Source organism: Salinicola sp. 4072 (assembly GCF_036663415.1).
Classification (GTDB): domain Bacteria; phylum Pseudomonadota; class Gammaproteobacteria; order Pseudomonadales; family Halomonadaceae; genus Salinicola; species Salinicola salarius_A.
Map to the genome: position 1 here is coordinate 12,675 of NZ_JAXOVV010000025.1, position 13,951 is coordinate 26,625.

9 protein-coding genes and 1 pseudogene are annotated in these 13,951 nt (G+C 60.5%); 3 read left to right on the plus strand and 7 right to left on the minus strand.

Annotation, left to right across the window (positions count from 1 at the left end):
• Positions 1-10: 10 nt before the first annotated feature.
• The 7 genes from R3F72_RS15155 to R3F72_RS18660 form a co-directional block, all read right to left on the minus strand.
• Positions 11-502 (minus strand): hypothetical protein, encoded by a 492-nt coding sequence (locus tag R3F72_RS15155; protein ID WP_087720026.1) that lies wholly within the window; start codon positions 500-502, stop codon positions 11-13.
• Positions 502-3,468 (minus strand): formate dehydrogenase subunit alpha, encoded by a 2,967-nt coding sequence (gene fdhF / locus R3F72_RS15160; RefSeq protein ID WP_332780076.1) that lies wholly within the window; start codon positions 3,466-3,468, stop codon positions 502-504. Before fdhF ends, R3F72_RS15155 begins: the two co-directional genes overlap by 1 nt.
• Before the next feature lie 288 nt (positions 3,469-3,756).
• On the minus strand, positions 3,757-4,239 hold the full coding sequence (locus R3F72_RS15165; protein WP_143543294.1) for a hypothetical protein: 483 nt from the start codon (positions 4,237-4,239) through the stop codon (positions 3,757-3,759).
• A gap of 195 nt (positions 4,240-4,434) precedes the next feature.
• A complete protein-coding gene (locus R3F72_RS15170) occupies positions 4,435-5,703 on the minus strand; it encodes a cytochrome P450 (protein ID WP_332780077.1) in 1,269 nt (422 codons plus the stop codon).
• Between the two features lie 13 nt (positions 5,704-5,716).
• Entirely contained in the window at positions 5,717-7,507 is a 1,791-nt protein-coding gene (locus R3F72_RS15175; RefSeq protein ID WP_332780078.1) for a thiamine pyrophosphate-requiring protein, read from the minus strand.
• A 111-nt stretch (positions 7,508-7,618) separates the two neighbouring features.
• On the minus strand, positions 7,619-8,449 hold the full coding sequence (locus R3F72_RS15180; RefSeq protein WP_087720031.1) for a Crp/Fnr family transcriptional regulator: 831 nt from the start codon (positions 8,447-8,449) through the stop codon (positions 7,619-7,621).
• A 345-nt stretch (positions 8,450-8,794) separates the two neighbouring features.
• On the minus strand, positions 8,795-9,148 hold the full coding sequence (locus R3F72_RS18660) for a general stress protein (RefSeq protein ID WP_087720032.1): 354 nt from the start codon (positions 9,146-9,148) through the stop codon (positions 8,795-8,797).
• A 431-nt stretch (positions 9,149-9,579) separates the two neighbouring features.
• Here R3F72_RS18660 and R3F72_RS15195 point away from each other — a divergent pair, with 431 nt between their 5' ends.
• The 3 genes and pseudogenes from R3F72_RS15195 to R3F72_RS15205 all read left to right on the plus strand — a co-directional run bounded on the left by R3F72_RS15195 (position 9,580) and on the right by R3F72_RS15205 (position 13,622).
• Complete coding sequence (locus tag R3F72_RS15195; protein ID WP_087720033.1) at positions 9,580-10,089, plus strand: DUF892 family protein; 510 nt, start codon at positions 9,580-9,582, stop codon at positions 10,087-10,089.
• 52 nt (positions 10,090-10,141) lie between these two features.
• Positions 10,142-11,777: pseudogene (locus R3F72_RS15200) on the plus strand (alpha-amylase family glycosyl hydrolase).
• Positions 11,778-11,978: 201 nt separating this feature from the next.
• On the plus strand, positions 11,979-13,622 hold the full coding sequence (locus tag R3F72_RS15205; protein ID WP_218777038.1) for an alpha-glucosidase: 1,644 nt from the start codon (positions 11,979-11,981) through the stop codon (positions 13,620-13,622).
• The last annotated feature ends 329 nt before the right edge of the window (positions 13,623-13,951 follow it).

A 13,951-nucleotide genomic window follows, 5' to 3' on the forward strand; every position in this document is an offset into this window, starting at 1 on the left:
GATCGGTCGCCTATTGAAAGTCGCTGGGCTTGCCCGTGCGGTCGGAAACCGGCCGTTCGACATCGCGATCCAGACGCTCGGTGAATGTCTTCAGCCCGCCGATCAAGGGCGTCAGCGCGTGCCACAGCTCTTCGTCCTTGAGCAGACGGAAGGCGCCGCTGAAGCCGGGCGCCTTGTCGTGTTCACGCTCCGAGCGAACCTCCGTCTCCATGGCGACGAACGCATCCCGCGCGGCGTAGACCGTCTTGTGGAACTGCCCGGGCGGAATGCTGGAAAGCGCGATCAGTAGTGAAGAGAGGTTCTGAATGGCATTCAGCGACCCCTCGCGGCTGAGCGCGTTGGTGAGTATCTGCGCCAGCTGGGTATTGCTGCGGACCAGATCGTTGGCAAAGCGCAGGAAGCCATGCTCGTGTAGGCCCTCAAGTAGGCGTTCCCACTCCTGCTGGGCACTGGGATCGAGATCGCCGTTGGGCGGTGGCGTGTAGTCGATACGTTCTGCCATCAGCTCTTCTCCGGATGCGATTGGTGTTGCGGTGGCTGACGATAGTCCTCCTGCATCCACTTGACCTCGACCGGGACGCCGTCGATCGGCGTGCGGTGGCCGTAGCGAAAGTTGTTGCGGGGGAGGGGCGGTTCGCCTTTCTCTCGGGGCAGCGGTTCCAGCCTGACCGCGGTTTCCTTGTAGGCCGGCGTGTCGACATCAGGGTCGTGGTGTTCGCCCGTCAGCAGGTTCAGGCCCGGCTTGCCCTGGTGAATCGGCATGAACAGCGTATGGCCGCTTACCCGATCGGTGACGCAGACCTTCACCTCCAGGCTGCCGCGTCGGGACGAGACGCGGACCCAGCTACCGTCTTCGAGATCCATCTCGCGGGCCGTGTCCTCGCCGACCTCGACGAACCACTCGGGAACCTGCTCCAGGGTGCCTACCGTCTGGCCGCTCTGGTTCATGCTCTGGAAGTGCTCCAGCAGGCGGCCGTTATCGAGCATGAACGGGTAGTCGTCGTCGTTGGATTCCGCCGGCGGCCGCCACTCCACCACGTAGAGCTTGGCCTTGCCGTCATCCTGCGGGAAGGAGTCGCGGAAAAGGTAGGGAGAGTCGGTGCCATCGGCGTCGACCGGCCACAGCAGGGAGTTCCAGCCGGCCAGGCGTTCATAGGTGACGCCGGCAAAGAGCGGCGAGATGGACGCGCACTCGGCCATGATGTCGGAAGGGTGGCTGTAATCCCAGTCATAGCCCATCCGGTTGGCCAGCTCGGTCAGTATCTGCCAGTCGGGGCGGCTGTCTCCCAGGGGTGGCATGACTTCATAGAAGCGCTGGATGCGGCGCTCGGTGTTGACGAAGGTGCCTTCCTTTTCGACGCTGGGGCAGGCCGGCAGCACCACATCGGCGAACTGCGCCGTGCGGCTGACGAACATGTCCTGGACGACGAGAAAATCGAGATTGCTGAAGGCCTCGTGAACGTTGTTGGTATCGGCGTCCGAGAAGGCCGTCTCCTCGCCCATCACGTACATCGCCTTGAGCTCGCCCTTGTCGGCCGCCTGCACCATCAGGAAGTTGCCTTCGCCCACCTCGCCGGGGAGCGTCTCCTTGTCGACGCCCCAGCCTTTGGCCCAGCGCTCGCGCACTGCGTCGTCGGTGACCGAGTCGTAGCCGGGATAGGTGTTGCGCAGGCAGCCGAAGTCGCTCGCGCCCTGCACGTTGTTGTGGCCGCGCATGGGGTAGCCGCCGGTGCCCAGACGGCCATAGTTGCCGGTGGTCAGCAGCAGGTTGGCGAAGGCCGAGCTGGTGTCCGTGCCATGGACGTGCTGGGTGATGCCCATTGCCCAGACGATGCAGAGCCGTTCGGCGCGGCCGACGGTTTCCGCCAGTTCGGTCAGCGTCTCCAGCGAGAGCCCGGTGACCTCGGCGGCGAATTCGAGCGTATAGGGTTCGAGCGATCGGCGGAATTCGTCCACGCCGGAGACGCGCCGTTCCAGAAAGTCGAGATCGGCATAGCCGTGATCGAACTGATAGCGCGTGATCGCCAGGACCCAGGCGAGATCGGTCCCGGCGCGCGGCTGCAGGAAGCGGTCGGCGCGGTCTGCCATCTCGTGTTTGCGGGTGTCGACGACGATATGCTTCTGATTGCCCTGCTTGTGCGCCGACTTCAGGCGCGAGGCGATGACCGGGTGGCTCTCGGCGGTGTTGCTGCCCACCATGATCACCACATCGGCCAGCTGCAGGTCCTCGACCCGGCCGGCATCCGCGCCGTAGCCCGTGGTGCGCTTGAGGCCGGTGGAGGCGGGGCTCTGACAGTAGCGCGAAGAATTGTCGATGTTGTTGGTGCCGATGATCTGCCGGGCCAGCTTTTGCGCCAGGTAGGCTTCTTCGTTGCTGGCCTTGCTGGAGCCGATGATGCCGACGCTGTCCGAGCCATAGGTGTCGCGCACCTCGAGCAGCCGGCGTGCCACCAGGTCCAGCGCCTCTTCCCAGCTCGCTTCGCGAAAGGCGCCGTTTTCGCGGATCAGTGGCTTCTTCAGGCGCCGGTCCGAATTGACGAAGTCCCAGGCGAACTTGCCCTTGATGCAGGTCGATATCCCGTTGACCGGCGCGTCTTCCACCGGCTGGATCTTGAGAATGTGACGGTCTCGCGTCCACATCTCGAAGGAGCAGCCCACGCCGCAATAGGTGCAGACGGTCTTGGTGCGCTTGATTTCCGGCTGGCGCCATTCCATGTCCATGACCGAAACGCCGGTGATCAGCTGGGCACCGGTGGTCTTCTCGACCTGCTTGGTCAGATCGATCATCGAGCGCTTGAGCTGCTTGGGCATGAACGTGAACGGGCCGGTGTTTTCGTGCATGCTGTTTTCCAGCAGGGCGTTACACGGGCAGACCGTGACGCAGTGACCGCAGTGGACGCAGCTCGATTCGTCGATCAGCTCGCCGCCATCCCACAGCACCCGCGGGTTCTCCATGCTGTAATCGATCGACAGCGTCTCGTTGACCTCGATGTTCTGACACGCTTCGACACAGCGACCGCAGAGAATGCACTGATCGGGATCGTAGGTGTAGAACGGGCTGGAAGTGTCTTTTTGGTAGGGTTTGCGCTGGTAGTCGTAGCGCTGGATGTCGATTCCCATATCGGCGACCGTGTTATGCAAGGTGCAGTCGCCGTTGTTGTTCTCGCATACCGTGCAATAGAGTTCGTGCTTCGACAGCAGGCGATCCATCCCCTCTTCTCGGGCGGCTCTTGCCTTCGAAGAGTCGGTGTGAATCGTCATGCCCGCTTCGCTCTTCACGGCACAACTACGCTTGAGTTCACCGTCGATCTCCACCCAGCAGGTATCGCAAGTCTGAATAGGGCCCAGCGTCTTCAGGTAACAGACATGGGGAATGTCGATGTCGTTTTGTTCGAGGAAATCGACGAGAGAGACGCCCGACTCTCCGGTCAGCGTCTCGTCGTTGACATATAGCTTGCACTGCGCCATTGCTCGTCCACCCGGTCACGGTCGTTTAGCACTTTTGTAGGATGAGGAGGCGCTGAATCAATGAGCGGGCGGCGTAAAGCGCAAGGTGTACGGATAAAACGCAAGGTGTGCGGAGCGCAGGAACCGATGTCTATAGGAGACAGGCGAGGGTTCCGATCGAACTGGCGCCCCGGCATCACGCACGCAGCCATTGCCCGCAGGCATTGATTCAGTGCTTCCTTAGCTACGCTCAGCCTAGTCAGGATTCACCGATAGGCTAGGGTGCGAACGATCGAACATTGATCTGGGTTAAGACGTCGACTGGGTCTCGCTGTCGGCGTGAGACTCGCTGTAATCCAGGAAGAGATCGCCTGGTGATTCGATGATATCCAGATGCGGGTAGAGGCCGAGAACACGAAAGGCTCTATCGAGAGTGGAAAGGCGCGTACTGATCTCGCTATCGAAAAAATTGTTCATGCTGGAGAGCGTCAATCCCATGGCGCCGGCGAAATCGTCCCGCGACCAGCCTTTGTCGATGAGACCGTTCGAGATGGCCACTTTCAAGCGAATGCTGATGGAAGGATACCAGATGTGTCTTGCCTCATCCGTCACCACGCTGTGAGGAATATGCTCTGACGTGGCGAGACAATCTTTGATGATTGCGCTCAGGTTTTTAACGGTCAATTGAGACAGGTCTTCGAGACATTTCGATGTAGCAACGAACTTGGGAAACTCTCGGCATAATGCGATATAGCCAGCTTTGTCTTTTGATACTTGGATGGCATATTTCATGAAAGCTCTATCAAAAGAGATTGGCTAATTGGCGAAATTTAATGATAGTTTCAGATCATGAGATAACCATAACATGGATTAGTTTTGCTAATGGATGGCAAAAGGGAGCACATGTGCTCGAAAGCACGCCAGGACAGTACCCGCCGCTTTCGCGCCTGAGGCGCCTGGGGCATCGTCGTTGGCGGGTATCGGACTTCAGTCGATGCGGTCGACTCGGTCAATGACGAGCCCACTACGCGGATTGGCGGGCATGCGGGTCAGAGCTATCGAAAGGTCCTGGTCCGGGACGCGATAGCGTAATTGATGCGCGAACTTGTCGAGGGTCAAGTCCATCAGCGCCAGCGTGATCCACTCCCCGGGGCAGCGGTGTCCGGTGGCGTACTCGCCGCCGCCTTGCGGGATCGTGGCGAAGCGATGGCAGTCTTCGCTTTCCTGCTCGAAGCGCTCCGGCAGGAATCGATCGGGTTCGTCCCAGCGGTTGGGGTCGTGGTTGGTGCCGTAAAGGTCCAGCACGACTTGCCAGCCGTGATGGAAACGGTAGTCACGCCAGACGAAATCCTGCCTGACTCGCGCGATCAGGAAGGGAAAGAAGGGATAGTAGCGCCGAACCTCCTCGATGAAGCCACGGCGGTAGGCGCTCCTTTCGGCCGTCTGCTGCAGCTTTGCGAGGCTGTCGGGATGCTCATGCATCGCCAGCACGGTGAAGACCATGTAGCGCGCGACGGCCACGATCGGACGGATCAAATTGAGAAGCTCGACGGCCACGATACGGCTGGGGAGTCGTGCGCCAGTCTCGTCCCGGAAGTCGGCAAAGGCGGGCAGGGGGAGAGCGGGATCGACCGATTCGGGGCGCCGCCGATAGTCATCGATCATCGACATCAAGGTGTTTTCGGTCCGGTGGCGGGCGCGACGGGCTTTCCAGTGCTTGGGGCCGACGCTGCCTCCACCCTCTATCATCAGCACGAGACTTTGCGTCAACCCCGCCACATGCTTCTCTTTCAGTGCGATACCGCACCAGTCGCAGGCGGCGCGACAGAGCATTTGATGGAACTCGTCCAGCAATACGAGAGACGCACCGGATTGCCAGTGGGGCATTCGCGCCTGCCAGGACTGCTCGACGAGATGGAGCAGGTCGTCGATTCGCGCCTGGGACATGAAGGCGAGAAACATCGCCTTGCGGCGCCGATGGGATTCGCCCTCGAGCCCCTGGACGCCGCCGACGCCAAAGAGCGTCTTCTGCATCCGTTTGGGAGCCGCCTGCTCTCGGGTCAGGCGATCCTGGTCGTAGAACAGCCGGGCGGCTTCCTCGCCCCGCAGGAACAGGGTCTTCTGCAACATGAGCCGGGAACGGAATACATCGCTACCCAGCCGATCGCACTGCGATCCGATATAACCGTACCCTTCCTGAATCAACGCGAGCGTACAGTCCCGGTTTGCCCGGGGAGCTTCCTGGTAGCGGCTCATTCATGCATCCCGATCAAGGTGTCTTGGCGATGAAGCTTTTCGAGAACTGCTTGACCGATGCCTTGATGGTATCCAGGGCATCCGGGTCGCCGTGCAGCAGCGCCGACATGTAGGCCTTTGCCTGCTCCTTGGCGATATGGGGCGGGATGGGCGGAATGTCCGGGTCGGTATGAAAATCGAGCACCGTTGGCCGGTCGCTGCCGAGTGCCTGGTCCCAGGCATCGCCGATCTGCTCCGGCGTCGTCACCTCGATCCCGACCAGTCCCAGCGACGCGGCGTAGCGGGCGTAGGAGAACGCCGGCAGATCCTGCGAGGCTTCGTATTTGGGGTCGCCGTCCTGCACGCGCATCTCCCAGGTCACCTGGTTGAGATCGCGATTGTTGAGCACGACCACGATGAGCCGTGGATCGTCCCAGCGGTGCCAGTACTTGCTGACCGTGATCAGTTCCGCGTTGCCGTTCATCTGCATGGCACCGTCGCCGACGAAAGCGATCGAGACCCGATCGGGAAAGGCGAATTTTGCCGCGATCGCGTAGGGCACCGCGTTGCCCATGGTTGCCAGGCCACCCGATACCGAGCCTCGCATCCCTTCGCGAAAACGAAGGTCGCGGGCGTACCAGTTGGCTGCCGAGCCGGAGTCACAGGTCAGCAGGCAACGGTCGGGCAGGCGTTCGGAAGCTTCCCAGAACACGCGTTGCGGATTGATGGGGTCGGCGTCGCTCATGGCGCGTTTTTCCAGCAGCTTCCACCATTCGGCGACGGCGGACTCGATGGAGCGCTGCCAGTGGCGGTCGGTCTTGCGTTTGAGCAGCGGCAGTAGCGCCTGGAGCGTGCTCACGCTATCACCGTTGAGATTGACCTCCATCGGGTAGCGCATCCCGAGCATGCGGGGTTCGATATCGATCTGTACCCCGCGAGCCTGACCTTCCTTCGGCAGGAATTCCGAATAGGGGAAGCTCGAGCCGATCATCAGCAAGGTGTCGCATTCGGACATCAGGATCCAGCTGGGGTTGGTGCCCAGCAGGCCGATGGATCCGGTGACATAGGGCAGGTCGTCCGGCAGTACGTCTCGCCCCAGAAGGGCCTTGGCAACGCCGGCACCGAGCAGGCCGGCGACTTCCTCGAGTTCCCGCTCCGCGCCTCTGGCCCCGGCGCCCACGAGAATGGCAACCCGCTTGCCCGCGTTCAGCACCTCTGCCGCCTGGGCGAGTGCCCGAGCGTCAGGCGTGATGCTGGCCGAGGTGTAGCCAATCCCGGAATGTACGGTGCCATGGGCATGCGCGGGTACTTCGACGGCCTGCTGGGACTGCAGGTCGTTGGGCACGACGATGGCGGTGACGGTACGCTCACCATGGGCGATGCGCACGGCACGATCGATCAGATGACGAACCTGCCCCGGGCTTGTCGCCATGTGCACGTAATCGCCGGCGACATCCTTGAACAGCGATACCAGATCCACCTCCTGCTGGTATTCGCCGCCGAGCGCCGTCCTGGCCTGCTGTCCGACGATGGCAACCACCGGCACGTGATCCTTCTTTGCATCGTAGAGCCCATTGAGCAGATGGATCGCTCCAGGGCCCGAGGTCGCCATGCAGATACCGACTTCGCCGGTAAACTTGGCGTGCCCGCAAGCCATGAAGGCAGCCATTTCCTCGTGCCTTGGCTGAATGAAGTCGATCGCCCCTTCGGCACGGTTCAACGCGCCCATGAGCCCGTTATTGCCGTCACCGGAGTAGCCAAATATCCGGGTGATGCCCCATGCCTGTAGCCGACCGATGATGAAATCGCTGACTTGTTCTGCCATTGAGGCCTCCTTTATCCACTGCGCTACCGGTTCTTCCTGAACCGTGAATGTGCGATGACCAGTCAGGCCAGTGTCGATAAAACGGTCAAATCGGTGGGATTGGCTATTGGATCAATGCGATTTGGATGCTGTGGCGGCGCGTTGCCTGGCGCGACTGCAGCTATGCAGATAGGCCGTATTGAAACCGGCTAACGCCAATAGTGCCGGGTAATCGAGAAGCCGAATATTGCGTGAATCCTTATCCCGAGTTAATAGACCCTTGGCTTCGAGCTGGCTCAGACAACGACACACATGTACGTTGGTCATGCCCAATAGATCACCGATGACCTGCTGGGATAGGGGGATGGTCAGATCCCTCATCTCTGAGCGCGAAAAGTTGAGACGCGCATGCAGTTCGAGCACGAAATAGGCGAGCCGTGTCGTTGCGTCATGACTGATCAGATTGTTGAGTCGATCCGCCATGATGTTGCATTGGTGCATGGTGGCCGCGAGCATGGCATGCACCAGGCTGTGGTCTTTCTGCATCACCTGATCGAGTTGGGACTTGTGCATCGGGATGACCAGGCCGTCGGTCAACATGATGACCTCGTCGAAACGACCACCAGCGTGATAGTCACGCAGGCCGACGATGTCGCCAGGCAAGTAGAGATCGATGATCTGGCGTTTACCTTCCTCGGTGACGCGGCAGGAGCACGCCCAACCATCCTGAATCGCCAACAGATATCTGTTATTCAGGTTGTGATTCTTGATCACGCTTCCCTTTTTGAAGCGACGGGGTGCCTGCTGTAGCTCAGCCAGCGTTTCGCGGTTGCTGATCGACAGTGGTGCGTGGTGAGAGAAGATTTCGAAATAGAGTGAATAGTCATGCCATAGCTGGGAGTTCGCCGAGACTCGTCGGGAAAGCTTGGATGGTCGGCCAGTCACTTCGACTAGTGAAGACATAGTGATCTACCTCGGCAAATGTTCTGTCAGATGGTCCGGCAAATTGGCTTGAAAGCCTTTCTACGAGAATCGTTTTGGCCGCGTTGGCCTGACATTGAAAGCGCTTTGCAAAAGGCTTTTATTACAAACTGCCTGGCACGGCTGTTCGATGTTGGCTTTGCATCCTGGCGGAATTGTTGACGAAAACCGATCATTCACCGCACGTAAAGGAGCAGGCTGACGGGGCGTTATCCGCGTTGTTTACCGCACCCGTCATGGAGCCTGTCCTTCGACTCTGGATCATCGAAAAGGTGCTTTTTTCAAGGCAGCGCCCTGAAGCGCTGCTTTTTTCGCTATCAACAAGGCTCAATGGCCCTGACTTTTACCGCCCTTGTGGCCAGCCTCGGAGGCCTTCTTCGGATCGTTCTTGAAGTTGCCGGAACTCTCCTGACCGCCCTTGTGACCAGCTTCGGCAGCTCTTTCAGGATCGTTCTTGAAATTACCGGAACTCTCCTGACCACCCTTGTGGCCAGCTTCGGCAGCTCTTTCGGGATCATTCTTGAAATTACCGGAACTCTCTTGGCCACCCTTGTGGCCAGCTTCTGCAGCCTTCTCGGGATCGTTCTTGAAGTTGCCGGAACTTTCCTGGCCGCCTTTATGACCGGCTTCCGAAGCCTTTTCACGATCATTCTGAAAATTACCGGGATTACGGTTAGTCATTTCAGATTCTCCCTTTCCTTAGGTTCGGTACAAATGATGGCCCGTCGCCATCAGTACTCAAGATAGTGGAATCTCGTAGTTGGTCGAGCCAATCAGGTTTTTAAATGTTATTAAATGAAATTAGGAAATGGTGTTTTTTATTGCGCCTAGTTGGGCTTGGTTTTTTGTTAAAATAAGCCTTTGTTTTTAAAGTGTTTTTAAGTCTAACTGCTTAATATAAACCATGTTAATTGTTAATTTTGTGTTGGCTTTGATAAAAGAAAATAAAGGATGTTTGCTATGGTTGGGGAAGGGGTGAAGGGAGGAGGGGGTTAACTTATGTTTATGTTAACGGATTACATAACTATTCATGGAATCTAGGTTCATTGTTATCCCTTGATCTGTAAAATCCTGTCGGTAAGGAAGCGATACCAATAAGGAAAGGTGACCGGATGCGAAAGATGCGGGAATGTATCGATAGCTGGTTACGCGACGCGCACGCCATGGAGCGGGAATCCAGCGCTTTCCTCGGTGCCCGGCTTGGACGAATCGTGCATTACCCTAGTCTACACGATCTGCTTGAGGCGCACCTGCACGAGACCAACTGTCAAGTCGAACGGCTGGAAGATTTCATCGCACAGCGCTCGAGGGATGCCGGACCTTGGAAGCACCTCCGAGCCCGACTTCAAGGCGAGGCGCGCAGCGCATCGTTGAGTCTATGCGGCGATGAAGTCATCGAGACTGTGATTGCGCTCGTCACCCAAAAGCAAATGGAAATAGCGAGCTATCAAATACTGGCCGCGGCAGCGGAAGAAGCATCGGACGAAGAGGTAGCCGAGTTGTGCCAGACGCTATGTCAACAAGAGCACATGCTGGTCAGCCGTGTTCAGCAGCAGGTACCTGAGCTCATCCATCTATATCTGCTGCGCGAGCGCATCAAAGGGGTTCCTTCGAAACGCTGACACTTGGTGAGGACTCGGATCATGCATTGGACGCAGAGAGATTGGAGTGAGGATGAAATCTAGGCCCTGGTGGCGAGATCCCATCGTCAATCGTCGTGCTTCGCTCCACGATGCCGCTGGCGAACCGAAAATCGACTGGTGGGGCAGCGCGGTCATCTATCAATTGTCCCCCTGGAGCTTCCAGGACAGTAACGACGACGGTATCGGTGACCTGCAAGGCATCATCCAGCGTCTGGACTACATCGGCTCGCTGGGCGTGGATGCGATCTGGTTGACGCCGGTGTTCGTCTCGCCGATGGACGATTTCGGCTACGACGTGACCGGCGAACGCGAGATCGCGCCGTTGTTCGGCACCCGGGAGGATTTCACCCGGCTGGTCGAATCCCAAGGCGGACTGGTACGTCTGGGCCGATCCTGCAGAAGACGGTGGCCCGCCCAACAACTGGCGCTCTTCGTTTTCCGGCGAGTCCGCCTGGCACTATGACGAAACGCGCCAGCAGTACTACTACGCCAACTTTCTCGCCAGCCAGCCGGATCTGAACTGGTTCAACGATGATATGCGGGATGCGGTACTCGACACGGCCCGCTACTGGCTGGAGGCCGGCATCGATGGGATGCGTCTGGATGCGGTCAATTTCTTCTGTCATCACCCCGAACTACGAGACAATCCGCCACGAGAAGAAGGGTCCGGGGTGCCCGACGGCGTCTCGATGGACAATCCGCTGGCGGAACAGCTGCTGGTCAACAGTTTCTGCCGGCCGGAAACACTGGAACGGCTCGCCCCGCTGCGCGAACTGGTCGATGAGTATCCCGGCGTGGTGCTGCTGGGGGAGGTGATCGAGGCCGAAGACTCCATCCAGCTCGCCGCCGAGTACACCGCGGGCGATCGTCGTCTGCACCTGGCCTATCACGGCGCCTTGCTGTTCGAGGAGCGGATGCGGGCCGGCCGGCTGCGTGAGGTGGTGAGCCGAGCGCTGGATGCGTTCGGCGAGGAGGGCGTCTGCTGGATCGTCGGCAATCACGACTTCGGGCGGCTGCGTTCCCAGTGGGCCGCTGCCGACGAGGATTACCCGCCCGCATTCTACCGCATGATGGCGACGCTGCTGCTGATACTGCCCGGCTCGTTCTGTCTCTGGCAGGGGGATGAGCTCGGCCTGGAAGAGGCGAGGATTCCCGAAGACATTCCCCCCGAGAAGCTCAAGGACCCGTTCGGTCGCACCATGTACCCCACGCTCAAGGGGCGCGATGGCTCGCGCACGCCGATGCCTTGGGGCGACGGTGACGTCAACGCGGGCTTCAGTCGCGCGGAACCATGGTTGCCCCTACCGGCGGCGCACTATCAGCGGAGCGTCGCGAGACAACAGTCCGATCCGGATTCGATGCTCAACCACTGGCGCTGTCTGCTGCGTTGGCGCACGTTGCAGCCCGCGCTCAAGGCTGGCAGGACCACCATACTGACGTACGACGATCCGCTATTCGGCCTGCTGCGAGAATCGCAGGAGCAGCGCCTGCTCTGCCTGTTCAACGTCTCCGATCGAGCGATCGACGTGGATCTCGAACCGTTCGGCAACCTGCGCCCGGTGGAAGGGGTGGGCCACGCGGCCGGCCTGGAGGCCTCCTGCCGATTGGGTCCCTGGGGCGTGCTCCTGGCCGACCTGGTCGACCCCGCGCCAACCCGGAACGGTTGAAAAAGCCGCTGAAAGCACTGCGGAAAGAACTGCTGAAAGAACCGTTGAGAGAACGCTCGAGAACCGCCGAACACGGCGCGAACGACCGCGTCGCCGATCGAGCCTGCGGCCGACCGGCGACATTGCCGGTCTTCTATGCCGGCCGGTCTTCTACGCTAAGACGACCTGCGCATGAGGATGACCCACCGAGGAGCCCCCACGATGACCCGAGATTGGCGCAACGATGCCGCGATCTACCAGATCTATCCGCGCAGCTTCATGGATGCCAACGACGACGGTATCGGCGATCTCGACGGCATTCGCCAGCGGCTGCCGTATATCGCCGCGCTGGGCGTGGATGCCATCTGGATCAGCCCGTTCGTCCGCTCGCCGATGGAAGATTTTGGCTACGACGTCAGCGACTACTGTGCCATCGAGCCGATGTTCGGCGATATGGCGAGCTTCGAGGCGCTGGTGACGGAAGCCCACGACGCCGGGCTCAAGGTGCTGATGGATCAGGTCTGGAATCACACCTCCGATCAGCATCCCTGGTTCCAGGAGAGCCGCTCGAGTCGCGACAATCCCAAGGCTGACTGGTATGTCTGGGCGGAGCCGGCCGAGGACGGCGGCCCGCCCAACAACTGGCGGGCCACTTTCGGCGGCGAGGCCTGGGCCTTCGATGAGCAGCGCCGCCAGTACTACCTTCACAACTTTCTCGCCTCGCAGCCCGATCTCAACTGGTACAACCCCGACGTGCGCGCCGCTGTGCTGGAGACGGGGCGCTTCTGGCTGGAGCGCGGCGTCGACGGCTTTCGGCTCGACGTGGTCAACTTCTACGCTCACGATCGCACCCTGGCCGACAACCCGCCCCGTCCGTCGGATGCGCCAAGACCGGCCGGCGCGGGAGCTACCGACCCCTACTTCGATACCATCAACGCCGGCACGGTCAGCCGCCCCGAGACGCTGGAGATGCTGCCCGAGCTGCGCACGCTGGCGGACGAGTATCCCGGTACGCTGCTGCTGGGGGAGATATCCTCCACCGAGGATTCGATCGCCGATGCGGCGGCGTACGTCGAGGAGGGACGGCTGCATCTCGCTTACAACGCCTCGCTGGTGACCGATAGACCGTTCACCGCCGAGACCCTGCATACGCTGCTGTCGCGCTGCCTGGCGCTGTTCCCTCACAACCGGCTGTGCTGGACGTTCGGCACCCATGACTTCCCCCGGCTCAAGGGGCGCTGGTCCGGGCACGGGCAGTTCGACGAGGGGCTCGAGCGGCGCCTCGATGGGCTGCTGGCCGCGCTGCTGGTCGGGCTGCCCGGCGCCTGCTGCATCTACCAGGGCGACGAGCTGGGGCTGACCCAGGCGCAACTGACCTTCGAGCAGCTGCGCGACCCTTACGGCATCGCCAACTACCCCAACATCCTGGGACGAGATGGCTGCCGCACGCCGATGCCCTGGACCGACGACCTTCCCAACGGCGGCTTTACCCGAGCGCGCAGCGCCTGGTTGCCGATGCCTGCCGAACATCTCGCGCTGGCCGTTCAACGTCAGGATGCCGATGACGCTTCGCTGCTCAACGAATACCGCCGCCTGTTGAAGTGGCGAAAGGCGACGCCGGCGCTGCGCGGTGGAGAGACGACGCTGTTCGATGTTCAGGACAACGTGCTGACGTTCGAACGCGGGGAAGGGGAGGCCAAGGTCCTCTGCGTCTACAACTTCTCGGCCGACACCGTGACGCTGCAGCTGTCGCCCTTCTCGGCGCGAACGACCGGCTACCATCTGGGCGAAACGTCTTCATCCGAGGCGCTGATCCAGGAAGGGCAGTTGCGTCTGCCGCCATTCGGCGTTGCTTTCCTGTTCTGAACGCAAAGCCGCTGTTCTGAGCGCAAAGCCGCGGTGGACGGACGCCGACCCGACCTACAGGGCAGAACGTCGCGATCGGGGGCGGCGGGTGTCGCCGGCGCGGTTTTCCTCGAGCGAACGCAGCAGTGCGCCCAGACCTTCGGGGGTCTGGATTCGCGCCGGGCACTGGTCTTGACCCGCATGGTCTGCAGCCAGTCGATGGTGAAGCCGTGCCGCTTCAACGTGCCGACGAGCTTGACGTCCTCATGAGCGACCAGCGGCGCGAACCCGCCCACGGCGAGATAGGCGGCGACGCTGACGCCAAGGTTGGCGCCGTGGATATGGCGCCC